Annotated in this window: 21 protein-coding genes; 7 read left to right on the top strand and 14 right to left on the bottom strand. The window is 68.3% G+C overall.

Going from position 1 to position 24,545, the window contains the following annotated elements; all coding sequences use genetic code 11:
• The 7 genes from HCU76_RS12885 to HCU76_RS12855 form a co-directional block, all read right to left on the bottom strand.
• A complete protein-coding gene (locus HCU76_RS12885) occupies nucleotides 1-945 on the bottom strand; it encodes a VOC family protein (RefSeq protein ID WP_213956145.1) in 945 nt (314 codons plus the stop codon).
• The gene (locus tag HCU76_RS12880; protein WP_213956144.1) at nucleotides 942-1,754 is read right to left on the bottom strand and encodes an alpha/beta fold hydrolase; all 813 of its coding nucleotides are present in this window, start codon (nucleotides 1,752-1,754) and stop codon (nucleotides 942-944) included. The genes HCU76_RS12885 and HCU76_RS12880 overlap by 4 nt, the downstream gene beginning before the upstream one ends.
• Nucleotides 1,755-1,792: 38 nt before the next feature.
• Nucleotides 1,793-2,977 carry an MBL fold metallo-hydrolase gene (locus tag HCU76_RS12875; protein ID WP_213956143.1) on the bottom strand — a complete coding sequence of 395 codons (1,185 nt, stop codon included), beginning with the start codon at nucleotides 2,975-2,977 and terminating at the stop codon, nucleotides 1,793-1,795.
• Nucleotides 2,978-2,995: 18 nt separating this feature from the next.
• Nucleotides 2,996-4,105, bottom strand: a complete 1,110-nt coding sequence (locus HCU76_RS12870; protein ID WP_213956142.1) for a porin — start codon at nucleotides 4,103-4,105, stop codon at nucleotides 2,996-2,998.
• Between the two features lie 30 nt (nucleotides 4,106-4,135).
• A complete protein-coding gene (locus HCU76_RS12865; RefSeq protein WP_213956141.1) occupies nucleotides 4,136-5,242 on the bottom strand; it encodes an amidohydrolase family protein in 1,107 nt (368 codons plus the stop codon).
• Nucleotides 5,243-5,312: 70 nt separating this feature from the next.
• Nucleotides 5,313-5,828, bottom strand: a complete 516-nt coding sequence (locus HCU76_RS12860; RefSeq protein WP_213956140.1) for a flavin reductase family protein — start codon at nucleotides 5,826-5,828, stop codon at nucleotides 5,313-5,315.
• Between the two features lie 22 nt (nucleotides 5,829-5,850).
• The gene (locus HCU76_RS12855) at nucleotides 5,851-7,071 is read right to left on the bottom strand and encodes an acyl-CoA dehydrogenase family protein (RefSeq protein WP_213956139.1); all 1,221 of its coding nucleotides are present in this window, start codon (nucleotides 7,069-7,071) and stop codon (nucleotides 5,851-5,853) included.
• A 149-nt stretch (nucleotides 7,072-7,220) separates the two neighbouring features.
• Between HCU76_RS12855 and HCU76_RS12850 the strand changes: the two genes are divergently transcribed.
• The 7 genes from HCU76_RS12850 (at nucleotide 7,221) to HCU76_RS12820 (ending at nucleotide 17,220) form a co-directional block, all read left to right on the top strand.
• Nucleotides 7,221-7,934 carry a TetR/AcrR family transcriptional regulator gene (locus HCU76_RS12850; RefSeq protein ID WP_213956138.1) on the top strand — a complete coding sequence of 238 codons (714 nt, stop codon included), beginning with the start codon at nucleotides 7,221-7,223 and terminating at the stop codon, nucleotides 7,932-7,934.
• Between the two features lie 86 nt (nucleotides 7,935-8,020).
• Nucleotides 8,021-9,019: an LLM class flavin-dependent oxidoreductase gene (locus HCU76_RS12845; protein WP_213956137.1), complete on the top strand. Its 999-nt coding sequence runs from the start codon at nucleotides 8,021-8,023 to the stop codon at nucleotides 9,017-9,019.
• 114 nt (nucleotides 9,020-9,133) lie between these two features.
• Nucleotides 9,134-10,615: an efflux transporter outer membrane subunit gene (locus tag HCU76_RS12840; protein ID WP_213956136.1), complete on the top strand. Its 1,482-nt coding sequence runs from the start codon at nucleotides 9,134-9,136 to the stop codon at nucleotides 10,613-10,615.
• A gap of 23 nt (nucleotides 10,616-10,638) precedes the next feature.
• Nucleotides 10,639-11,892 (top strand): efflux RND transporter periplasmic adaptor subunit, encoded by a 1,254-nt coding sequence (locus HCU76_RS12835; RefSeq protein WP_213956135.1) that lies wholly within the window; start codon nucleotides 10,639-10,641, stop codon nucleotides 11,890-11,892.
• Nucleotides 11,889-15,059 carry an efflux RND transporter permease subunit gene (locus HCU76_RS12830; protein ID WP_218509513.1) on the top strand — a complete coding sequence of 1,057 codons (3,171 nt, stop codon included), beginning with the start codon at nucleotides 11,889-11,891 and terminating at the stop codon, nucleotides 15,057-15,059. Before HCU76_RS12835 ends, HCU76_RS12830 begins: the two co-directional genes overlap by 4 nt.
• Before the next feature lie 19 nt (nucleotides 15,060-15,078).
• Nucleotides 15,079-15,768 carry a heavy metal response regulator transcription factor gene (locus HCU76_RS12825; protein ID WP_218509512.1) on the top strand — a complete coding sequence of 230 codons (690 nt, stop codon included), beginning with the start codon at nucleotides 15,079-15,081 and terminating at the stop codon, nucleotides 15,766-15,768.
• 18 nt (nucleotides 15,769-15,786) lie between these two features.
• The gene (locus tag HCU76_RS12820; protein WP_213956132.1) at nucleotides 15,787-17,220 is read left to right on the top strand and encodes a heavy metal sensor histidine kinase; all 1,434 of its coding nucleotides are present in this window, start codon (nucleotides 15,787-15,789) and stop codon (nucleotides 17,218-17,220) included.
• Nucleotides 17,221-17,517: 297 nt separating this feature from the next.
• Here HCU76_RS12820 and HCU76_RS12815 read toward each other — a convergent pair whose 3' ends face one another.
• From HCU76_RS12815 to HCU76_RS12785, 7 genes are all read right to left on the bottom strand, one after another.
• Entirely contained in the window at nucleotides 17,518-18,129 is a 612-nt protein-coding gene (locus HCU76_RS12815; protein ID WP_213956131.1) for a GNAT family N-acetyltransferase, read from the bottom strand.
• On the bottom strand, nucleotides 18,126-19,217 hold the full coding sequence (locus tag HCU76_RS12810; RefSeq protein ID WP_213956130.1) for an alpha/beta hydrolase: 1,092 nt from the start codon (nucleotides 19,215-19,217) through the stop codon (nucleotides 18,126-18,128). Before HCU76_RS12810 ends, HCU76_RS12815 begins: the two co-directional genes overlap by 4 nt.
• 5 nt (nucleotides 19,218-19,222) lie before the next feature.
• Entirely contained in the window at nucleotides 19,223-19,747 is a 525-nt protein-coding gene (locus HCU76_RS12805; RefSeq protein WP_213956129.1) for a hypothetical protein, read from the bottom strand.
• A gap of 224 nt (nucleotides 19,748-19,971) precedes the next feature.
• Nucleotides 19,972-21,081: a tRNA 2-thiouridine(34) synthase MnmA gene (gene mnmA / locus HCU76_RS12800; protein ID WP_213956128.1), complete on the bottom strand. Its 1,110-nt coding sequence runs from the start codon at nucleotides 21,079-21,081 to the stop codon at nucleotides 19,972-19,974.
• An 80-nt stretch (nucleotides 21,082-21,161) separates the two neighbouring features.
• Entirely contained in the window at nucleotides 21,162-21,677 is a 516-nt protein-coding gene (locus HCU76_RS12795; RefSeq protein ID WP_213956127.1) for an NUDIX hydrolase, read from the bottom strand.
• A 2-nt stretch (nucleotides 21,678-21,679) separates the two neighbouring features.
• A complete protein-coding gene (locus tag HCU76_RS12790; protein ID WP_213956126.1) occupies nucleotides 21,680-22,126 on the bottom strand; it encodes a DUF4019 domain-containing protein in 447 nt (148 codons plus the stop codon).
• Complete coding sequence (locus HCU76_RS12785; RefSeq protein ID WP_218509511.1) at nucleotides 22,123-24,525, bottom strand: CHASE2 domain-containing protein; 2,403 nt, start codon at nucleotides 24,523-24,525, stop codon at nucleotides 22,123-22,125. The genes HCU76_RS12790 and HCU76_RS12785 overlap by 4 nt, the downstream gene beginning before the upstream one ends.
• Nucleotides 24,526-24,545: the final 20 nt, after the last annotated feature.

Here is a 24,545-nt window from a genome sequence, read left to right as displayed (position 1 = left end):
TCATGCCCAGGCGCCCGCCTCGGAGTACGCGAACATCGCGGGCGGTACGTCCGGCCCCCACAGGTAGAACGAGTCCTCGGGCGGGTGGTCCAGGCCTTGCCAGTCGACTGCCGCGGGGATGTAGTCGATGGTGGCGCTGTACTCGCAGAAGCTGCCCCACGGGTCCTGCGCGTAGTAGAAGTAGTTGGAGCCCAGCACATGACGGCCCACGCCCCAGCCGTCGGTGTAGCCCGCCGCCTGCATCGTGATCGCGCCGAGGCCGACCTGGTCGATGGTCGGCACGTCCCAGCTCAGGTGATGCAGCCCCGGCCCGGCGCTGGCCGCCAACGCAACCAGGTGGTGGTCGCTGCCATGCGCGCCATGCAGGAAGGCGACGCCCTCGCCCGAATGGTCGGACAGGCGCAGGCCGAGTACGCGCGTGTAGAAGTCCATCTGGGCCGGCACGCTCGACGTGGTGAGCGCGATGTGCGACAGCCGCTGTGGTTGCACCAGGCTTGCGTGCCGCCGATAGGGCGCGCAGCGCGTGCCGTCCAAAGGCAATGGCGAACTCTGATGCGTGACAGCATCGGGGGCGGTCTTGGCACCCGCGCGAACCTGCAGCAGCATCCCGTCGGGGCTGCGCAGCCACAGGCCGCCTGCGGGCGCACCCTCGGGCGTGGGCAGCAGCGCGACGCCTTGCGCCTCGATGTGCCGGCGCATCGCATCCAGCTCGTCTTCGAAGCAGTGGAAGGTGAGCTGCTCGAACTTCTTGTGCGGCCCCGCGCGCAGCCGGCCCCAGACATGGTCATTGCCATGGGTGCGCAACGCCAGGCCGCCGTGCTCGTCGCTGACGTCGAGCCCGAAGGTGCCGTAGAAGCGCCGTGCATCGTCCAGCGAGGGCACGGTCATCAGGAATTCGCCGATCGAGTGGATGCCCAGCCGATCGCGCCTGCGGTGTTCGTTCATGCGGACCTCGCGGGCAAGGCCTGGATGATGCGGTCCAGCTCGTTGGCGAAGGCTTCCGCCTCGAAGCGGTAGCCCAGGTGATTGCCCACGATGTCCACGCACGGGCACGGCAACTGCCGCGCAAGCTCGCGCGCCGTCTGTGCGTAGAAGGCGTCGCCACTGGCACGTCCCACAGCCGTGACCATGGGAACGCCGCCGCGCCTCAGCGCATCGAGGTCCGGCACGTAACTGTTGATGTGCTGGAACTCATGCGCCAGGAATCGGTCGTGATTGCCGCCAGGCTGGTCGCCAGGCACCGTCACGGTCTGGTCGAAGCCGACGAAGGACGAGGCGAACAGGCCCATCGCCGGCCCCGCGCCTTTGGTGCGAAAGGTCTCGCTGACCTTGTCGAAGAATGCGCGCCACTTGCCGGCATCGGGCTCCGGCAGGAAGTCGGTGATGGGCGGCTCATGGTCGACCAGGCCGCGCACGAGTTGCGGGTGGTCGGCGGTCAGCTTCAGCGCGATGTTGGCGCCGGCGCTGTTGCCGAACACGAAGGCTTGTCCGCGGTCGAGCGCCCGGATGACTGCGGCCGCATCGCGGCCGGCTTGCGCCATGTCCATTTCGCCTTCGAAGTCGCCGGTGCTGCGCGAGTTGGCGCGGCGGTCGTACTTGACGACGGTGTAGCGGTCGGCCAGATGCGCCGAGAGCTGCGTGAAGAGCCGGCTGTCGCCGTTGCCGCCGACCACCAGCAGGAGCAGCGGGCCCTGGCCCTCGATGTCGAAGGCGATGTCGGCGCCTTCGGTGTGCACGGTTCTGGATTCGATCATGGTGTTTCCTTTTCTTGTCAGTGATGGGTGGTTGAAGGTCAGGGCAGGCGGCCGTCGATCGGCGCGCCGACACCGATGCGCATCAGGTCGTTGCCCACGATCAGTCGACCCGTGAAGCCGTCCTGCGCGCGCGCCCAGCGCTGGGGGCTCGCGTCGGCCGGTCCGAAATGGTTGAGCACCAGTGTCTTGACACCGGCGGCCTGCGCAACGCCGCCCACGTCTTCCGCCGCGGTGTGCGAATGGACCAGGTGACGCGCCACGGCCTCGGCGCCTGCGTTGCGCGGCTTGGGCAGGAAGGAGTCGATCCAGGCCGTGTCGATGACTTCGTGCACCAGCACGTCCGCCCCGCGCGCGAGACGGACCAGGTTCTTGTCCGGCCCCGTGTCGCCCGAGAACACCACCGCCCCATCGGCCGTGTCGAAGCGGTAGGCGAAGCACAGGAACTCCGGCGCATGGCTCACGAGGACGGCGGTGACCCGGACCTTCTCGTCCTCGTAGACCAGCACCGGTTCCATCGACGGCGCCGTCTCGGCGTTCGGGTCGACCGCGAGGCCGTCCGGAAGCCGGATGTCGAAGGCCTGCACCAGCGAATGCGGGTCGGGCTTGCGGCCTTCCCGCATGCCGGTGTTGATGTCGCTGGCGAAGGTCTGAATCACCAGTTCGGTCATGTCGACCGTGCCCGGATTCGGATTGCCCGGTGCGACCAGCGTGCCGGCCGCCGTCTGGTCCGGGCCGGGGATGGGGATCGGCGCGCCGCGGCGACCGGGCCCGAAGACCTTCATCGGCACCTTGCGATTCGCCAGGCCATCGGTCATGCCGAAGGTGAACAGCGACGGGTAGCCGATGACGTGGTCCGCATGCATGTGCGTGATGAAGGCGGCGCGCAGGGCGGCCATGCCCTGGTTGCCGAAGCGCGCGCCCAGCCGGGCCTGGAAGTAGCGTCGCGCCCAGCCTTCGCCGAAGTCGACCAGGTACACGTCGCCATCGACTTCCAGCGCCGACGCGATGCCCGCGAGCGGCGTGCCGTTCCACGACGTGCGGCCCCCTGCCGTGCCCAGCAGCACGAGGTTGGTGCGAGGGCGCGAACGGGCGGGCCGCTGCGCCGCTTCCCTTGCGGCTTCCTGCGCGACCGATTGCGATGCAGCGGGCTGCGCTTGCGCCAAGCCGCCGGCCAGCACGGCCACGAGGGCCGCGGTGCAGGCAACGATGAACTGCTTTTTCATTTGCAAGCGCCCGGTCGATCAAAAGTAATGGCGCATGCCGAAGTCGTAGCCCGTGCCATTGCCCTTCGACGTAATCAGGCCCGGCGTCAGCGCCGGGAACGAGCCGCCATTGCCACCGACGAAGCTGAAGGTGGCGCCGTTCTTGTTCTTGATGTGGGCGATGGACGTGTACAGCGAAGTGCGTCGCGAGAGGAAGTAGACATAGCCTGCGGCGATCTGCTCCACGCTGCTGTTCGCCGCGTTGTTCTGCCTGGCCGCGATGTACGAGAGCGGGATGTAGCCGGCGCCGATCGTGATCTCGGTGCCCACGGCCCAATGGGTGAAGCGCGTGTTGGGCACGTCGGAATCGTTGGCGCCGACATGGCCCATCAACTTGACGTTGTCGAACTGGTACCAGGCGCCCAGATTGCTTTCCTTGAACGTCGTCGGCGTGCCGTAGCGGGGGCCCAGCGTACCGAAGGGACCCTTTGATTCGGCGTAGGCCACAGCGACATTCCACGGGCCGACGGCGTAGCCGGCACGGCCACCCGCGTAGCGCCCGATCGGCGGCTTGCCGGTCACGTTCTCGGGCAGTGCAACCATCACGCTGCCATAGAACCCGGTCCCGACGACGGCTTGGGCGTTGGCCGCGAAGCCCCAGAGGTACTGGATCGAGTTGCTGACGCGAATCGAAGTCGTCGGGTTGGAGCCGGTGCCCAGCACGCCCGGCAGTACCGGCAAGGTGATGTTGGCGCCCGAGGCGGGCCCCATGTTGCGGAAGGGGTCGAACACGCCCTGGTTCAGAGAGCCGGGCGGGTAGTCGCGGCCCAGTCGGACCTCGCCGAACGGGCCCGCCAGGCTGACCGTGCTGCGAAATGCGAAGTCCATCGGGCGCGTGCCGCCGTCGTCGGGCGAGGTGCTGCTCGCCAGCCAGAAGTTGGCGGACAGGCCATCCCCAAGGTCTTCCGTCCCGCGAAATCCGATCTGGCTGGGCGCGTTGCCGCTGTGGGACAGCATCGTCCTGCTGACGCCGTTCTGGCTGAAGTGGTCGATGTCCACGTCGACCACGCCGAACAGGGTGACCGTGCTCTGGGCTGATGCGACGCCCGCGAATGCCGCGACCGTCGCTGCGAATATGTTCTTGTTCATTGCTTTGTGTTGTTCTCGTGCGCAGACGTGTCAGGCGAACTTGGGGAACAGTGCGAGCGCGTTGTTGCGCATGAAGTCCTGCCGCAGCTGGTTCGAGATCTGCGGGCTGCCATCGAGCTGTGCCGCGAGCGCGGCGACCAGCGGCTCCGGCGTGAACGGGTAGTCGCTGCCGTACAGGATGCGTTGCGGATCGGCGATCTCGAGCAGCGCCTTCAACTGCCGCGGCAAGGGGAAGCCCGCCAGGTCGTAGTGCATGCCGCGCAGCAGGTCGAAGACATGCTTCGGGTCGAGCTTCTCGGCCAGGCCCAGCGCAGGCGCGATGCCGGCCACGCGGTCGGCCAGCACCGGGAGGGTGGCGCCCGCGTGCGGCACGATGACCTGCAGGTTCGGGTTGCGCGTCAGCGTGCCGGAGAGGATCAGGTTGAAGACCGCGCGCGTGGTCTCGAACATGAACTCGATCATGGGATACGGGTAGCCGATCGGCGGCAGCGACGCCGCGTCCTCGCCCTTGGGCTGCACCTGGCAGCACGGGCAATGCGGGTTGGTCGGATGGATGAAGACCTTGGCATTGCGGCGGTTCAGTTCCGCGAACACCGGTTCGAGCCGGCGGTCGCCCAGATACACGCCGTGGAAGTTGCTCTCCAGCGCCACGCCATCCGCTTTCAGCACGTCGAAGGCATGGTCGATCTCCTTCAGCGCGCCGTCGACGTCGGGCAGCGGCAGCGATGCGAACAGGCCGAAGCGCTTCGGATGCGCCTGCATCGCCTTCGCGCCCTCCTCGTTGACGTGGCGTGCCAGTCCGCGCGCTGCCGCGTCATCGCCGAAGTGAAGGCCCGGCGCCGAGATGGAGAGGACGGACGACGCGATGTCGTTGCGGTCCATCATCTCGATGTGCTGCTCGACGCTCCACTTCGGGATGCCGGGCATGCCCGACGGCTTCGCGTGGCCCGCCGCGGCCAGTGCGCTGCGGTACTTCTCGGGCAGGAAATGCGCGTGCACGTCGATGCGGCGCTGCGGTCCGGGTGCGGTGGCTGCGGGTGCGGGTGCGGGCGCAGGCTGGGCGCCCGCCGTGCCGGCGATGAGCGCAGCGCTGCTCGCCAGGAAGCCGCGACGGCCCTGTGCGTGTTTCGAATCCATGGTCTCTCTCCGTTGTGGTTGTTGTGTTCTGGCCGGCGCGATGCGGCACGATCCGGCGCGGTGCGTCAGGTCACCAGCCGTCGTTGCTGGCCCAGAAGACCTGGGGCGCGTGGATGTTCACTTGCTTGTAGGCGCCGCTGTAGAAGACCAGCGGCTTGCGCTCCACGCCGAGCGCCATGTGCTCGACCTGGCCGATGTAGAGCAGGTGGTCGCCGGCCTCGTGCACGTCGACGGTTTTCAGCACCAGTTGCGCGAGGCTGTCGCGCAGCAGCGGCGTGCCGTCGTGCGTCTCGAAAGGCGAGGGCCTGCCGGCCACCGGGCGGCCGCCGAAATGCGTGCTCAGGTCCTGCTGGCTTTCCAGCAGGAAGTTGACGCCGAAGCGGTCGCCTTCCTTGACCACCGCGGCGAAGCGCGCCGCGCGCCGCACCGAGATCACGGCGAGCGGCGGGTCCAGCGACACCGACATGAACGCATTGGCCGTCATGCCGCACGGATCGCCTTCGTGCAGGTAGCTCACCACCGTGACGCCGGTGGCGAAGTGCCCCATCACGTCGCGGAACAGCTTGGGGTCGAAACTCGTGGCCATCGGGGTGCCTGCGCGTCGTGGGTCAGACCAGCGGCGTGACGGTGTTCTCGGCGTCGAGCAGCGCCTTGCCGTAGATCTCGTCGCCCACGGGCTGCAGCACGATGGCATGGCGCGCGGCGGTATTGGCATCGCGCCAGATGCGCTGCATCGGGCTGGCATCGGCAAAGCTGCCGGCGCCGTGCGCGGTCATCAGCATGTTGATCGCGTCGGTGGCGTACTGCGCGACATAGCCGGTGTCGGCACGCACGCGGGCACGCGTCTTGTAGTCGAGGTACTCGCCGCGCTGCGCCGCGGAATCGATGTCGTCCGCCGCACGGAAGGCATGCAGGTGCGCGGTGTCGATCTTCAGCGCGGCCTTGGCGATCTGCATCTGGAACGCGACCGAGTCCGACTGCTTCTTGAAAGAGGTGTAGGCAATCGCGCGCTGCGAGGCCTTCTCGATCACGTAGTTGAGCGCGGCCCGCGCCATGCCGAGTTGCGCGCCCACCAGCACCAGCGCAGCCACCGGGATGAACGCGGCCCGGTAGGCCGCCTCGTCCTTGAACGGCGTGGGGTAGTCGCCGTGCACCGCCGGCATCGTCGACAGCAGGCGATGTGTCGGCACGAACACATCGTTGGCCACCACGCAGTTGCTGCCGGTGCCCTTCATGCCGGCGGTGAACCAGGTGTTCTCGATGCTCAGTTCGCTCATCGGGATCACGGCCATGTACTGGTTCAGCGGCGCGCCGTTCTTGTCCAGTTCGAGCACGCCCAGCATGCCCCAGTCGGCGTGCATGCAGCCCGACGACCAGAACCACTTGCCCGAGACCTTCAGCCCGCCTTCGACGCGCTGCACCTGCGTCGATGGCGATAGCACGCCGGCCACGCGGGCGTTCGGGTTGGCGCCGAAGATCTCGTCCTGCGCCTGCTGGCCGTACAGGCTCGCGAACCAGTTGCACACGTTGGTCAATGCCAGCACCCAGGCCGACGAGCCGCAGGCCTCGGCCACGGCGGCCGTCACTTCGAGGTGCGTGCGGATCGAGCCTTCGAAGCCGTCGTAGCGCCTGGGCACCATCGTGCGAAACAGGCCGGCCTCGGCCATGGCCTGGATGTTCTCCTCGACGACGCGGCGGTCGGTCTCGGTCTGCAGCGCGTTCTTCGAGAGCACGCCGTGCAGGCCGCGCGCACGCTCGACGAGCATGGCGCGCGCCTGGGCGTCGCTGAGGTGAATGGGCGTTGCGGCGGGGCGGGTGGCGGTCAGCATGGCGTGTGTCTCCTTGGGTTGATAGAAATGTCAGAATGACGAGTGAGTTCACTTTAGACAGCGACCTCCCCGCATTCCAGCGGGACATTCCCCACGTCAGAACACCGATCCATCAGACTGACGGATCGTCATTGCAAGAAGGAAGAGCCATGCGCGATGCAGCACAGGACAAGGCGCCGGCGCCGCCAGACCATCGCGTCGAGGTGGCCGCCCGCAAGCGCGCACAGATGCGCTCGCGCCTGCTCGAAGCCACCATGAAGGTCTTCGCCAGGACCGGCGACCGCGCGCCGGCGATAGAGGACGTGGTGCGCGAGGCAGGCGTGTCGCGCGGCACCTTCTACCTGCACTTCCTGTCGCTCGACGAGGCCTTGCAGGCGCTGGCCGCGGCATTGAGCGACCAGATGACGCGCGACGCCATGCCCTTCTACGATCTGTTGAAGGAGCCGTGGCAGCGCTTCGCGACCGGCTTCCGGGGCTTCCTGCAACGCGCCGTCGCCGACCCCGCATGGGCGCGGTTCGTCACGCGCTCCAGCTCCGAGGCGAACAAGCTGCTGGCACGCGACTACATGACGGCGGACCTGCAACTCGGGCGCCACCTCGGGCAGTTCTCGTTCACGGACCTCGACAGCGCCGTCGACTTCATGATGGGCGCGTCGGCCGCGGGCATCGCCGCGCTCGGCCATGGCGTTGCCGACCCGGATTCGTACATGGACGGCAGCGTGCGGATGGCGCTGGCCGCGCTGGGCTGCTCGAGCCGGCATTGCGAGCGCGGCGTGAAGTTCTCGCGCGACTACCTCGAGGGCTGGGCGAGCAAGGCGCGAGGCGACGGCCACACCCTGCTCGCGCGCGCGCCGGTCGCCTGAAATGGGATGCGCCGTCGGGTGCCTGGCAGTCTCCGCAATATCCCTGCACCCTCCCGGCTTGCCCCATTCGGGCCAAGATCGCGCCCATGGCTCCCCTCTCCATCCTCGACCTCTCCCCCATCTGCGAAGGCGGCGACGCCTCGCACTCCTTCCGCAACTCGCTCGCGCTCGCGCAGCATGGCGAAAAGCTCGGCTACCGCCGCTACTGGCTGGCCGAGCACCATGGCATGCCCGGCATTGCCAGCGCGGCCACCGCCGTGCTGCTGGCCTACGTCGGCGCGGGCACCTCGACGATCCGCATCGGCGCCGGCGGCGTGATGCTGCCGAACCATTCGCCGCTGGTGATCGCCGAGCAGTTCGGCACGCTCGAATCGCTCTACCCCGGCCGCATCGACCTGGGCCTTGGCCGCGCGCCGGGCTCCGACCAGCGCACCGCGCAGGCGCTGCGGCGCAACCTCGACTCCGACTCGGACCAGTTCCCGCAGGACGTGGTCGAGCTCATGGACTTCATGTCGAAGGCGCCGCGCCAGGCCGTGCGCGCCGTGCCGGGCATGGGACTCGAAGTGCCGGTGTGGATCCTCGGCTCCAGCACCTTCGGCGCGCAACTGGCTGCCCACCTGGGCCTGCCCTACGCCTTCGCCTCGCACTTCGCGCCGCAGCAGATGATGCAGGCCATCGAGATCTACCGGAAGACCTTCAAGCCCTCGGCGCAGCTGCAGAAGCCGCATGTGATGCTCGGGTTCAACGTGTTCGTGGCCGACACCGACGCGCAGGCGCGCTTCCATGCGACGTCCTGGCAGCAGGCCTTCGTGAACCTGCGCAGCGGCCGGCCGGGCCGGCTGCCGGCGCCGGTGGAGGGCTACTACGAACGCGCGGGGCCGGCCGAGCGGGCGCTGCTCGACTCGGTGCTGTCATGCTCGGCGGTGGGCTCGCCCGACACCGTGCGCGAACAGGTCAACGCCTTCATCGCGCGCACCGGCGCCGACGAATTGATGATCACCTCGCAGGTGTTCGACCACCAGGCGCGGCTGCATTCCTACGGCTTGCTCGCGGAGGTGCGCGAAGGCGCCGTGTCGAAGGTCTAAGCCGGGAAGCCGCGCGCCCGCCTCGCATGGCTCGCCGCGCCAGCGCTCCCCACCTGACAGATTTGTCATGTAGCTGTCAGGCTGGCGTTCGTGCCGGCTTCCTAGAGTGGGCCGATGTTTCGAATACTGTGTCTGGCCCTGGCAGCCGCTTCACTGGCGGGCTGTGCCGTCGGCCCTGACTACCAGCGCCCCGCGCTGACCGGGGGCGTCACCGCCCCGACCTTCAAGGAAATCGGCGACAACGCAAAGGGCGGCGGCCAATGGAAGGCGGCCACGCCGGGCAGCGTCGATGCCACCCAGCCGTGGTGGACCGCCTACGGCGACACCCGGCTCAACGCGCTCGTCGAGCAGGCCGATACGGCCAACCAGGACATCCGGCTGGCCGAGGCCCGCTATCGGCAGGCCCAGGCGCTGGTGCAAGGCGCCGAGTCCGCCTGGTATCCCACCGTGGGCGCGAGCGGCGGCGCGGGCCGTGCGCGGGCGAAGAATGCGCAAGGCATCTCCACGGTCGGCGACTCGCATGCGTGGTCAGTGCAGGCGAGCTGGGAGCCGGACCTCTGGGGCCGCGTCCGCCGCGCCGTCGAAGGCGCGAGCGACACGGCGCAGGCGAGCGAGGCCGACCTTGCCGCGGCCCGCCTCGCGGTGCAGGCCTCGATGGCCACCGACTACATCGCGCTGCGCGTCGCCGACGCGCAGCAGGCGCTCTATGGGCGCACGGTCGAGGCCTTCAAGAAGTCGGCGCAGATCACGCAGAGCCAGTACCGCGCCGGCATCGTCACGCGCGCCGACGTGGAGCTGGCCAACACCACCTTGCAGGCCGCCCAGGCGCAGGCGATCGACATCGAGATCGCGCGCCGCCAACTCGAGCACGCGATCGCGGTGCTGCTCGGCAAGACGCCTTCCGAGTTCTCGCTGCCGCCCGATGCGCTCGCGCTCACGCTGCCGCAAACGCCCGTCGGCGTGCCCTCGGAACTGCTCGAAAGACGGCCCGACATCGCTGGCGCCGAGCGCCGCGCCGCCTCGGCCAACGCCGGCATCGGCTATGCGCAGGCGGCGTACTACCCGAACCTCACGCTGTCGGCCGCGGCCGGCTTCGCGGGCGTCGGGCTTGGCAACTGGCTGAATGCACCGGACAAGGTCTGGTCGCTCGGTGCCGCGTTGGCGGGCACGCTGTTCGACGGTGGCTTGCGCAGCGCGCAAGTGGCGCAGGCGCGTGCCACCTTCGACGCCTCGGCCGCGCAATACCGCCAGACCGTGCTGGCCGGCTTCCAGGACGTCGAGGACAACCTGGCCGCGCTCGACCTGCTGGCACAGGAGCGGACCGTGCAGGACGCCGCCGTGCAGTCGGCGCGCGTGGCGGAGCGCGTGTCGCTGGCGCAATATCGCGCCGGCACTGCCACCTACCTCGCGGTGATCACCGCGCAGACGCTGGCCCTCAACAACGAGCGCACCGCGCTGCAGTTGCAGGGTCGCCAGTACGCCGCCAGCGTCGCGCTGGTCAAGGCCGTCGGCGGCGGCTGGGACGCCAGCCAGATCCAGGCCGGCACCGCGGCCAGCCCCACAACTTCCGGCCCCGTGGCATCCGCCGCCAGGTGACCAAACGACTGCAAATGAACGCCATGGATTCGACCACCCCTCCCAACCTTCCTCCCCACCGACGCAAGACCTGGCCGACCGTGCTGGCGGTGCTCGTCGTCGTCGCGCTGCTGCTCTTCTTCGGCCGCAAGCTGTTCACGCACGAGGCACCCAAGGCCGCGGCTGCGCCGTCGGTGCCCGTGACCACGACGAAGGTCGCGACCGAGACCGTGCCTGTCACCCGCAGCAACGTCGGCACGGTGATGACCGTGGCGACCGTCACAGTGCGCTCGCGCGTCGATGGACAGCTCGACCGCGTCGACTTCAAGGAAGGCCAGGACGTGAAGGCCGGCCAGGTGCTGGCGCGCATCGACCCGCGCACCTACCAGGCGCAGCTCGAGCAGGCGCAGGCGCAGAAGGCCAAGGACCAGGCCACGCTGGCCAACGCACAGGCCGACCTCAAGCGCTACGGCGACCTCATCAAGGAAGACGCGACCAGCCAGCAGACGCTCGACACGCAGAAGGCGCTGGTCAACCAGCTGCAGGCCGCGCTCAAGAGCGACGATGCGCAGGTCCACTTCGCTCAGGTGCAGCTCGACTTCACGACCATCACCGCGCCCATCAGCGGCCGCATCGGCGCACGCCTGGTCGACCCCGGCAACATCGTGCACGCGACCGATGCCAACGGCCTGCTGGTCATCAACCAGATCGACCCGATCGCCGTGCAGTTCACGCTGCCCGAGAGCAGCTTCCAGGCCGTGAACAAGGCGCTGCGCGGCACGCAGGAGCCGCTGCAGGTGCAGGCCAGCGACCGCGACACGCACGAGACGCTGGCGGCCGGCAAGCTGGTGCTGCTGAACAACCAGATCGACGTCGCCACCGGCACCATTGCGCTGAAGGCGCAGTTCCCGAACGGCGAGCACAAGCTGTGGCCCGGCCAGTCGGTCGATGCGCGCGTGGTGCTTGGCCAGCGCGCCGATGCGCTCACCGTGCCTGCCGCCGTCGTGCAGCGCGGCCCCGACGGCTTCTTCGCCTATGTGGTCGGCGACGACGACAAGGTGCGCGTGCAGCCGATCGGCGTGGCCGACACGGTCAACGGCAAGGCCACCATCGACAAGGGCCTGAACGCCGGTGAGCGCGTGGTGGTTGACGGCCAGTACAAGCTCACGCCGGGTGCGCGCATCACGGAATCGAACAAGGGCAGCGCGGCGCCCGGGACGGCGCCGGCCGAAGCATCGTCCGCATCGCCCGCATCGCCGTCCAGCGGCGCGGCCACCGTCGCGGGAGCAAAGCCATGAGCATTTCCGCCGGTTTCATCAAGCGGCCCATCGGCACCTCTCTGCTGGCGCTCGCGATCCTGCTGATCGGCCTCGTCTCCTGGCCACTGCTGCCGGTCGCGCCGCTGCCGCAGGTCGACTTCCCGACCATCCAGGTCACGGGAAGGCTGCCGGGTGCGAGCCCGGAGACCATGGCCTCCAACGTCGCGCAGCCGCTGGAGCGCCAGTTCTCGCTGATCGCGGGCCTGAGCCAGATGACGTCGAACAGTTCGCTCGGCCTCACGCAGATCACGCTGCAGTTCGACCTCGACCGCAACATCGACGCCGCGGCGCTCGACGTGCAGACGGCCATCAACGCGGCGGGCGGGCAGTTGCCCAACAACCTGCCGAGCCCGCCGAGCTACCGCAAGATCAACCCGGCCGATTCGGCGGTGCTCATCCTCGGCGCGCAGTCGAAGGTGCTGCCGCTGATCCAGGTCAACGACTACGCCGACAACGTGCTCGCGCAGCAGATCTCGCGCATCGCGGGCGTGGGCCTGGTCAACATCTTCGGCCAGCAGAAGCCCGCCGTGCGCGTGCAGATCGACCCGGCCAAGATCAAGGCCATCGGCATGAGCCTGGAAGACGTGCGCGGCGTGATCGCGCAGACCACGGTGAGCCAGCCCACCGGCACGCTCGACGGCGAGACCCAGGCGCTCAACGTCTACACCAACGACCAGCTCCTGAAGGCGGCGCCCTGGAACGACATGGTGCTGGCCTGGCGCAACGGCGCGCCCGTGCGCGTGCGCGACGTCGGCGTGGCCGTCGACGGCCCCGAGAACGCCAAGGTGGCCGCATGGGGCTACGCCGGCGCGGCAGCCGACAAGGACACCGACATCAACAACGGCCGCGCGATCCTGCTCGCCATCACCAAGCAGCCGGGCGCGAACGTGATCGAGACGGTCGACCGCATCCAGGCCGCGCTGCCCAGGCTGCGCGGCGCGATACCGCCGAGCATCACGGTCGACACGCTGATCGACCGCACGCAGACCATCCGCGCGTCGGTCAAGGACGTGGAGTTCACGCTGATCCTGTCGATCTCGCTGGTGGTGATGGTGATCTTCGTGTTCCTGCGCAACGTGACCGTCACGCTGATCCCGAGCGTCACCGTCCCGCTCGCGCTGCTGGGCACCGCCGCCGTGATGTACGTGGTCGGCTACAGCCTCGACAACCTCTCGCTGATGGCGCTGACCATCGCGGTCGGCTTCGTGGTGGACGATGCGATCGTGATGCTGGAGAACATCTACCGCCACATCGAGGACGGCATGGCGCCGATGGAGGCGGCGCTCCAGGGCGCGGGCGAGATCGGCTTCACCATCATCTCGATCTCGGTGTCGCTGGTGGCGGTGTTCATCCCGCTGCTGCTGATGGGCGGCATCGTCGGGCGGCTGTTCCGCGAGTTCGCGGTGACGGTGACGCTGACCATCGCGGTGTCGGTGATCATCTCGCTCACGCTCACGCCGATGATGTGCGCGAAGTTCCTCAAGCCGGTGGACCACAACCAGAAGCACGGGCGCATGTACCAGATGTTCGAGCGCTTCTTCGAGGGCATGCTCAACGGCTACAAGCGCGGCCTGCACGTGGTGCTGCGCCATCCGTTCATCACGCTGATGAGCTTCATCGCGACGGTGATGGCCACGGTGGTGCTGTTCATCGTGATTCCCAAGGGCTTCTTCCCGCAGCAGGACACCGGCTTCATCTTCGGCTCGGCCGACTCGGCGCAGGACTCGTCCTCCGAGATCATGCATGGGCGCATGCTGCAGATGGCCGACATCGTCCGCCAGGACCCGGACGTGTCGACTTTCGGGCTGCAGGCCGGCGCCAGCACCTTCAACTCGGGCAACTTCTTCATCGGCCTGCGGCCCAAGGACGAAGGCCGCACGGCCAATGCCGACGAGGTCATCGCGCGCCTGCGGCCCAAGCTCGCGGCGGTGCAGGGCGTCACGCTGTTCATGCAGGCGGGGCAGGACATCACGGTGGGCGGCCGGCAGTCGCGCACGCAGTACCAGTACACGCTGACCGACCCGAACCTGGCCGAGCTCAACGAGTGGTCGCCGAAGGTGCTCGACACCCTCAAGAAGCTGCCTGAGCTGACCGACGTCACCTCCGACCAGCAGAACCGCGCACCGACCGCGATGGTCACGGTCGACCGCCAGCGCGCGTCCAGCTTCGGCATCTCGCCCGCGATGGTCGATGCGACCATCTACGACGCCATCGGCCAGCGGCAGGTCGCGCAGTACTTCACCCAGCTCAACAGCTACAACGTGGTGCTCGAAGTCACGCCCGAACTGCAGAAGGACCCGTCGCTGTTCAGCCGGCTCTACCTGACCTCGCCGATCAACGGCCAGCAGATACCGCTGTCGACCTTCGTGAGCGTGGACACCAGCAAGACCGGCTACCTCGCCATCGCGCACCAGGGCCAGTTCCCCGCGGTGACGCTGTCGTTCAACCTGAAGCCCGGCACCTCGCTGGGCCAGGCAGTGGACTCGATCAACAAGGCGCAGGCGAGGATGGGCGTGCCCGCCACCTTGAGCGGCACCTTCCAGGGCACGGCGCAGGCCTTCGGGGACTCGTTGCGCACGCAGCCCTACCTGATCGCGGCGGCGCTGATCTCGGTCTACATCGTGCTGGGCCTGCTCTACGAGAGCTACATCCATCCATTGACCATTCTCTCGACGCTGCCCTCGGCCGGCGTGGGCGCATTGCTGATCCTCATGGCCGGCGGGTACGATCTGAGCGTGATCGCGCTCATCGGCATCATCTTGCTGATCGGGATCGTCAAGAAGAACGGCATCATGATGGTTGACTTCGCACTGCACGCCGAGCGCGACAAGGGCATGTCGCCGCAGGACGCGATCTATGAGGCCTGCGTGCTGCGCTTCCGCCCGATCATGATGACCACCATGTGCGCCCTGCTGAGCGGCCTGCCCCTGATGCTGGGCCACGGCGCCGGCTCCGAACTGCGCCGGCCGCTGGGCTATGCAATGGTGGGCGGCCTGATCCTCTCGCAGATGCTGACGCTCTTCACTACGCCGATCATCTATCTCTACCTCGACCGCGCGCACCACTGGTACGTGCGCCGCAAGGATGCGCGCCGGCAACGCCAGGGCCTTCCGCCGCTGGCGGCCGCGGGAGCCGGCATCGAATGACAACCGCGGGCAGCATCCGATGAAAGTCCTGATCGTCGAGGACGAGCGCAAGACGGCCGAGTACCTGCACCAGGGCCTGACCGAGCAGGGCTGCACGGTCGACCTCGCCTTCGACGGCATCGACGGGCAGCACATGGCGCTGCACTACGACTTCGACGTGATCGTGCTCGACGTGATGCTGCCGGGGCTCGACGGCTTCTCGATCCTCAAGTCGCTGCGCAGCGTGAAGAACACGCCGGTGATCATGCTCACCGCGCGCGACGGCGTGGCCGACCGCGTGCGCGGCCTGCAGGACGGCGCGGACGACTACCTGGTCAAGCCCTTCTCCTTCATCGAGCTGCTCGCGCGGCTGCAGGCCTTGACGCGGCGGGGGCGCACCCATGAATCGACGCTGCTGCGGGTGAGCGACCTGCACATCGACCTGATCGGCCGCAAGGCGATGCGACAGGGCCAGCGCATCGACCTCACGGCCAAGGAATTCGCGCTGCTGGCGGTGCTGGCACGCCGCCAGGGCGAGATCCTCTCGAAGACGGTGATTGCCGAACTCGTCTGGGACATGAACTTCGACAGCAATACCAACGTGGTCGAGGTCGCGATCAAGCGCCTGCGCACCAAGATCGACGCGCCCTTCGAGCGCAGCCTGCTGCACACCATCCGCGGCATGGGCTACGTCCTGGAAGACCGGGGCGACGTCGTCACCACGGACTAGGCCCCAGCGAGACCGGCCATGAGGAAGTCCATCGCCGTGCGCCTCGCGCTGATGTTCGCGGCGGCCGCGCTGCTGGCCTTCGCGATGATCGGCGGCGCGCTGCACCATGTGCTGTCCAACGAACTGGTGCGGCACCAGCAGGAGCAGATCAGCGCGCGTCTCGAGGACATGGTCTACATGCTGCAGCACGGTCGTTCCGCCGACCTCGGCGAGCGCATCCAGGAAAAGCTCGACACGCTCGACGCTGCCGATTCGCACACGCACTCGTGGATGTGGAGCGAGAACCCGTCCTACCGCTTCGGTGGCGACCTGCCGGTGATCGCGCCCGACCAGCAGGGCGACGTGGTGATGGAAGTGGGTTCGCCGCCCCAGCGCATGCGCTTGCGCACGCTGTCGCTGGTGGCCAGCGACAGGCGGCCGGCGGTGCGCTTCGTGGTCGGCGTCGACTCCGAACCGTTCCGCGTGACGTTGCGCAAGTTCCGCACCGCGGTGCTGATGCTCACGCTGCTGGGCACGGCGCTGTCGGCCGCGCTCGGCTACTGGATCGCGCGCATCGGCCTCGCGCCGGTGCAGCGCCTGTCGGCGGATGCGCAACGCATCGGGCCGGACAACCGCGAGCAGCGCCTGCAGTTGCCCGCGCTGCCGGGTGAGCTGGCCGACCTGGGCGCCTCCTTCAACGCCGCGCTCGACCGGCTCGATGCGGCCTATCGCCAGCTCGCGACCTTCAGCGACGACGTGGCGCACGAGCTGCGCACGCCGCTGGCCAACATGATCGGCCAGACGCAGGTCGCGCTGGCTCGTGCCCGCACGGCGGACGCCTTGCGCGAGGTGCTGCAGTCCGACCTGGAGGAGCTGGAGCGGCTGCGCGCCATCGTCGCCGACATGCTCTTCCTCGCGCGCGCCGAGCAGGGCGTGCGGGCGCGCGACCTGGTCGCGTCGTCGATTGCGCAGGAGGTCGGCAAGACGGTGGAATTTCTCGACCTGCTGCTCGACGAGGCCGGCATGACGGTGCACGTGGAGGGCGACGCGGTCGCGCCGATCCAGACCTCGCTGTTCCGCCGCGCGCTCACCAACCTGCTGCAGAACGCGATCCAGCATTCGCGGCCCGGCGCGCGCGTGGACGTGCACATCGCGCAGGGCGAACGGTCTGCGGAGGTCAGCTTCACCAACCCGAGCGAGACGATTGCGCCGGACTCGTTGCTGCGCCTGTTCGACCGCTTCTACCGCGTCGACACCTCGCGCCGCAACAGCGGCGAGAACCATGGGTTGGGCCTGTCGATCGTAAAGGCGGTGGCGGTGATGCACAACGGCCAGGTGTTCGCGCACTCGGAGGACGGCACGACGACCGTGGGCTTCAGCGTCTCGACCGCCATCGACGACCGTGTGCACAGCCAGCTTGGTGAACTGCCGGCGGAGCGGGGCAAGACTTCGCCCGTGGCCGCACAGGCATGAGCGCCGCCCGGCTGCTCCGAAGGCGCTCGCACCAAAGCGCGCAGCGCGGAGGTTACCCAATGAGTGCCGCCCGGCCGCCGGAAGCCGCTCGCACCACGGCCCGATCTGGCATAACTTTGCGGCATGCCCGCATCGATCCTCGCTGAGCTCGCCCACGGCCTGCGCCATCGCCTTCGCCTTGCTGCCGGTCCTCGAAGGGCACGCGTGCAGCGTCCATCCGCGAAAGCATCGAGGGACGCCGCAGCAAGGAGCGCCGCGGTCAACAGAACGTGCCTCACCATTCCGCCGAAAGCATCCCTACTCCCCCAACCCCATCACCGCCATCCGCCCCTGCACCGCCGCCACGTCGTGGCTCAGCACCACGATGTCGTGCTTGCGGCCGCTGCGGTCGCGCACGTGGCCGGCGAGCAGGGCTTCGGGGCGGAAGCCCATGCTTTCGAACAGGGCGATGGCGCCGCGCTGATCGGTCGTCATCTGGGCCATGAGCTTGTCGAGGCCCGAGGCCAGCGCCTGCGTGAAGGCCTCCTGGATGAGCTGCCGCCCCAGCCCGAGACCGCGCGCCTCGGCGCCGACCACCGCGCGCAACTCGCCCACGTGTGGCGACCACGAATGGTCGTCGTGCATCAGCGCGGTACAGCCGATCACCCTGCCGTTCGCGCGCGCCAGCAGGCTCGGCATGCGCCGCAGTTCGACGGACTCGCGGATCCAGGCCTTCACCACGCGCGGCTGGCCGATGTCGCGCGACATGAACAGCAGGTCGTGCTCCGGCAGCGATTGCGCGAACGCCAGCAACTCGGCCTCGTCGCCGGCACGCAGCAGGTCGATCTGCACCTCGGTGCCATTGCAGTCCACGCTGCGCGGGTAGGTGTGCGCCGTATCTTCCTTCTTTGTGGCAGTCGCCTGCTTCATATCGATCGTCCTCCGAGCCATTGGTCCAGCTTTGGCCACATGCGCTTGACGGCGTTCGGTCCCGCCACCAGGCTCACGTGTCCCCCCTTCAGAATCACTTCTTCCTTGTCGGTCGAGCCGACCTTCTCCATCAGTGGATGCGCGGCGTCGTAGGGCACGATGTGGTCGTGCTCCGCCACGATCGACAGCAGCGGCAGCTTGATGTTGCCGAGGTCCACCGTCTTGCCGCCGATCTTCAGCGTGCCGTTGAACAGCGCGTTGTCCCACATCAGCGTCTTGATGGTCTGCTTGAAGTACGCACCCGCCAGCGGCAGGGTCTCCGCGCCCCAGCGATCCATCATGCGGTACTGCTTGACGTAGGCGTCGTTCCAGAGGTTGTCCCACAGGCGGATGTTGCCGGTGAGGCGGCCGGTGGGCCGCAGTGCGTCGAAGCCGCTGGTGATGATCGGCGCCGGCACGATGCCGAAGGCGTCAGCCATCTTGTCGACCTTGAAGTGCCGCCTGTTCGACCAGGCCTGGAACTCGGTCATCTTGCTGAAGTCGATCGGCGTGGTGAAGCACACCAGGTTCTTCACCGGGCCATCCGCATGCGTGGCCGCGTACATGGTCGCCAGCACGCCGCCCATGCAGTAGCCGATCATGTTGACGTCCTGCACGCCGGAGTCTTCCTGCACCCGGCGCACGCACTCGGGAATGAAGCGCTGCGTGTAGTCCTCGAAGCGCAGGCCGGCCTCGTCGGGGCGCGGCGGGTTCCAGTCCATCACGTAGACGTCGTAGCCGGCCTTGAGCAGGAACTCCACCAGGCTCTGCCCCGGCGCCAGGTCGAAGATGTAGGCCTTGTTGGTCGTGGCCATCACCAGCAGCAAGGGGATCCGGTAGATCTCGTCGGCCATCGGCCGGTAGTGGTAGAGGCTGAGCGTGCCGCGGCTGTAGATCACATCCTTGGGCGTGGGGCCGACCTCCGCCGGCTCGGCGGCCAGGTATTCCACGCCCTTGATGCTGCGCTTGACGGCCCGGTCGATCTCATCGCGCACGCGCGAGACCCAGGAGGGGTCCGGCGCGGCTTCCGCCCTGGGGCTGCTTGACATGGCGGTCAGGCCTTCTTGCGCGCTGGACGCTTGCTCGCAGGCGCCGCCTTGGCCGGACGCTTGGCGGCGGCCTTGACCGCAGGCTTGGCAGCAGCCTTGGGCGCGACACTGGCGGCGGCCTTGGGGGTGGTGGCCGCTTCCGCCGCCGGCGCCGCGGCAACCGGCGCGTCGGCGGGGGTGGGTGGCACGCGGGTGCGCGGCGGCATCGGCGCCGGCATGGACGAGGGTGCCTTGCCGCTGACCTGTCGGCACAGGAACTCCAGCATGTCCTCGATGCGGTGCAGGCGCTCGCCGATCTCGGTGAGGTCGTCGCGGCTTGCGAGGTTCATTTCCTTGAGCATCGACTTGTTGGCCTTGGCCAGGGCCTGCTGCATGCCGAGCGTCGCGCCCGAGACCGTGTGCAGCACCTTCGAAAACTCTTCCGTCTTCAACTGCTTGCCGGCCACCTTGTTGGCCGTTCCTTCCCATTGCGCGAGCGCATCGCGCCACATCTCCAACGGGTCGAGTATGGATAGTCCGCTCTTGGCCATGTTGCCTTCTCCTTCAATGTTGCCTCGTCGGGCGATGCTACTCGCAGGACCAACGCTTGCGCAGGGCTTTTGTGCGGGTCGCCACGCCCGCGCAGGGTGTTGGTGCTCAATGAGCCAGGGCGAGCACGGCGATGCATGTTCGGGGGCACCCGCGGAACCGGCTTCGCCGGGCCGCTGGGTGCGCCCCCTTGAGGGGGAGCGCCGCAGGCGCATTCGGGGGTGGGCTATTTCGCCTGTGCGATCACGCCGCCGCCCAGGCATACCTCGCCGTCGTACAGCACCGCCGACTGCCCCGGCGTGACGGCCCATTGCGCCTGCTGAAAGTCGAGCCGGATGCGGCCGTTGGCCCCGTCGGCGAGTGCGCATCCCGCGTCGGCCTGGCGGTAGCGCGACTTGGCCGCGTATTCACCGGCGACAGGCGCAGGCCCGGCGACCCAGCTCGTGTCATCGGCTTCCAGCGAATGGCTCAGGAGCCACGGGTGGTCATGGCCCTGCACCACCCACAGCGTGTTCTTCTCGATGTCCTTGCGCGCGACGAACCACGGCGAATGGTCGCCGCCGCCGCGCTGCGCGCCCTTCTCCTTCACGCCGCCGATGCCCAGGCCCTGCCGTTGGCCCAGCGTGTAGAAGCTCAGCCCTTGGTGCTCGCCGATGGTCCGTCCGCGGGCATCCTTGATCGGCCCCGGAGCCTTGCTGATGTAGCGGTTGAGGAACTCCCGGAAGGGCCGCTCGCCGATGAAGCAGATGCCCGTCGAATCCTTCTTCTTCGCATTCGGCAGCCCGATCTCGTCGGCGATGCGGCGCACCTCGGTCTTGTGCAGCTCGCCGACCGGGAACAGCGTCTTCGCCAGCTGCGCCTGGTTCAGGCGGTGCAGGAAGTAGCTCTGGTCCTTGGACGGGTCCAGTCCCTTCAGGAGCTCGTGCCGCCCCGTGCCTTCGTTCAGGCGCACCCGGGCGTAGTGGCCGGTCGCGATCTTCCCGGCGCCCAGGCGCATCGCATGGTCGAGGAAGGCCTTGAACTTGATCTCGGCATTGCACAGCACGTCGGGATTGGGCGTGCGGCCGGCCTGGTACTCGCGCAGGAACTCGGCGAAGACGCGGTCCTTGTAGTCGGCCGCGAAGTTGACGTGCTCGATCTCGATGCCCAGCACGTCGGCCACGCTGGCCGCATCGATGAAGTCGATGTTCGACGAGCAGTATTCGCTGTCGTCATCGTCCTCCCAGTTCTTCATGAAGATGCCGATGACCTCGTGGCCCTGCTGCTTGAGCAGGTGCGCCGTGACCGCGGAGTCCACCCCGCCACTCAGACCCACCACGACGCGTTGCTTTTTCATGAGGCGTGGATTGTCCCAGCCCGGGCCAAGGCGGTGCCCGCGTGCGGGAAATTTGGCTCTCCCCCAGGTCGCTGCGCGCTTCAGCGGAGGGCGGTGCCTTGCGTCACCGATGGATCGACGTGGATCAGGCCGAGCGGATAGCGCTGGCCGCGCAGGTAATCCTCGATGCATTGCAGCAGCAGCGGGCTGCGGTGCCGCTTGGTGCTGGCGCGGAGTTCGTCGATGGTGAGCCACAGCGTGCGCACGATGCCGGTGTCGAGCGGGCGGTCGGGCTCGAAGGCACCGAGTTCTCCGGCAAAGGCGAAGCGCATGTAGGTGATGTCTTCGCCGTCCGCCTGCTTCTGGAATCGCGCCATGTACACGCCGACCAGCGCCGTCGGCGCGAAGTGGTGAGCCGTCTCTTCCAGCGTCTCGCGCGCGCAGCCTTCGGCCGGCGATTCGCCCGGGTCCAGGTGCCCGGCGGGCGTATTGAGCTTCAGCCCACCGCCCGTGTGCTCTTCCACCAGCAGGAAGCGCCCGTCGCGCTCGATCACCGCCGCGACGGTCACGTTGGGTTTCCAGCGCACCTGGCTGATGGCGCCTTCGGGCTTGTGCATCGCTACCTCAGCAGGTAACCGCTGAACCGCCAGATCTTGTCGCGGTCCAGGTGAAAGCTCACCAGCTCGCGCATCGAGTTGCGGTTGGCCGCCGTGTTGGTGAAGCGGGTTTCGTACTCGATGCTCACGTATTGCCCGGCCACGTCGGCATTGCTGTCGGCCACCACCTGCCGGTTGACGGCGACCCAGGTGCGCTGCACCGCCGCCCCCAGCGGGCCGCGCGCCTTGGAGATCTGCGCCATGAATTCGCTGCGGGCCACCTGCTTCTTTGCCGCCGCCGTGGCACCGTCCCACAGTTCGCCGGTCTTGCCCTGGTCGACCATCTGGATCACCTGCATGCCGCCGCGCACCATGTCGCTGGCTTCCACCTCCTGCGCGGCGGCCGGGGCCAGCCAGCCGAGGAGCAGCGACAGGCCGAGCAGCATGGGGATCGTCAGGGGCCGATTCATAGGTCTTCCTTGTCGTCACCGAGTGCGGCAAGCTCCGCAGCGGTGGGTTTGGGCAGCACCAGCGTCACGGTGCAGCCCGCATTCTCCACGCTGTCGATCTCGACGCTTCCGCCGTGGCGCTGCACCACGGTGCGCACCAGCAACAGGCCCAGGCCGACGCCGTGCACCTCGGGGTGCGACTCGCTATGCAGGCGATGGAAGGGCTGGAACAGCTGCGACTGCATGGCCACCGGAATGCCCGGCCCCTGGTCCTGGATGGCCAGCGCCCAATGCCCGGGCCGCTCGATGACGTGGCAGCGCAGGTCCGCGCCGGCCGGCGAATACTTCAGGGCGTTGCTCAGCACATTCTTCAGCGCGCGCATGAGCAGGCTGCGGTCGACCAGGCACAGGGCCTCGTCGACGCTGTTCACCAGCACGATCCGCACGTTGCGCTTGCGGGCCTGCGCCCAGGCGTCGTCAATGGTCTGTTCCAGCAGGCTCGCGACGTCGAGCATCTCGGGGCGGAAAGGCTGCGCCTCGGCACGCGCCAGGTTGACGAAGCCGTCGGCCAGTTCCAGCCCGGTCTCGGCATGGCGCCGGATGCGCTGCTGGATCTGCTCGTCGCTCAAAGCCCCCGGACTGGCGCGCAGCAGTTCCAGGATGGTGAGGATGGCGGCGCTCGGCTCGCGGATGTCATGCGAGATGAAGCGCAGCGCCTCGTCGCGCTGGCTCTGGATCTGGCGCATGCGCGTGATGTCGACCAGCGCCACCATCCAGCCCGCGTGCGAATTGCCGGCGTTGTAGAAGGGCACGCAACGCAGCAGCAAGGAGCGTCCCTGCGAATCCTGCCCCTCGCCGAGCAGTGGCTTCGGGTCGGGCCCCACCAGCAAGCTCGGCGGCATCATCGGCGCCTCGGTGGTCCGCCAGCGCAGGTCGGCCAGCAACTCGTGCGCGTCGCGGCCGACCAGCCCGTTCGCCCCGGCCTGCCAGTGCCGCGACGCCGCGATGTTGCCGAGGAAGACCACCCCGACTCGGCTCAGGATCATGGTCGCGTCGGGCAGGTGGTCGATGCCGTCGCGGATGAAACGCTGCAGGTCGCGCATGCGCAGGCCGGCCTGCGAGGTCACGGCCATCTCGCGGTCCAGGAAGTCGCCGCTCAGCGGGCGCAGCGGCATCGGCGGCAGGCCGGCCATCGCCTCGTTGAGTTGCTCGGTGCCCCAGCGCAGGTAGCGGATGGCGGCGGTGAGGCGCATCAGGCTCCACAGCGGGTACACCAGCAGCAGCCCGAAGAAGCCCGCTGCCGGCGCGAACTGCACACCGATCAGCGGCCGCGACGCATGCAGCCCCAGGCGCAGCGCAAGCATCGCGCAGATCAGGATCACCACGCCGACCGGGCGCAGCCACAGCAGGCCCAGCAGCGCCACCACCAACGGGCCGAGGTTGAACGCGAGGTCCTGCAGCGGGGTCGCCAGGATCACCTGCCTGTCGGTGATCAGGCCTTGCAGCACGCTGCCGAAGATCGTGACGCCCGGCGTCAGCCCGGTGGTCGACGTGGCCGAGGTGGCATACAGGTCGCCCAACCCGGCGGCCGTGGTGCCCACCAGCACGTAGTGGTTCGTGAAGGTGCCCTTGGGCACCAACCCGCGGATGACGTCGACGTACGAGACGGTCTTGAAGGGCGGATCGCCCCGGGTGAACACGACGACCTGGTGATCCCTGCGCAGCCATGGGCCGGTCGGTTCGCGCGCGACGGTGTGCGGGTTGGGTGCGGGCGGCAATGGCGTGCCCCTGGCATAGGCCTCGGCTGCGTCTTCGATCGCCTTGGTGAAGTGAGGCCAGGTCCGGCCCGCAAAGCCCTCCTGCAGGTAGATGGTGCGGGCCACGCCGTCTTCGTCGATGGACACATGGCTGTGGCCGATGGACGTCGCCGCGTCGGCCAGTGCCGGCAGTGGCAGCAGTTCGGATTGCGTCTTGCCGCCGCGCACCTGCAGCGCCATCGGCAGCACGACGCAGCCGCTGTCTGAAATGCCGTTGGCGAGCACCCTGTCGTCGCCGGGGTGCTCGGTGTCGGGTTCGGTCATCAGCAGGTCGAGGCCGATGCAGCGGGGCGCGTCGGCCGCGATGCGGCGCAGCAACTCGGCGTGCAGTGCGCGGCGCCAGGGCCAGCGGCCGATCGCCTCGATGCTTTTCTCGTCGATCGCGACGATCACGATTTCATTCGTGGGGGCCTGGCTGATCTCTGCACGCGCGTTGTCCTGCAGCATGCGGTCGACGCGCGGCAGCGGTTGCAAGAGCACCAGGATCGCGACGAAGGCGAGCATGCCGACCGACAGCAACAACCATGGAACGCGCTTGCGCAAACTGCGCCACCAGCGTTGGCGGCGACTGGCCTCAGGGGATGCAGGCGGCTGGTAGGGCATGGAGGGTTGGCACTGCGCGC

Origin of the sequence: Variovorax sp. dw_308 (genome assembly GCF_019207085.1) — a bacterium.
Lineage (GTDB): Bacteria > Pseudomonadota > Gammaproteobacteria > Burkholderiales > Burkholderiaceae_C > Variovorax.
The sequence above is the reverse complement of the archived record's forward strand: the minus strand, read 5'-3'. Positions and strand labels throughout refer to the sequence as shown.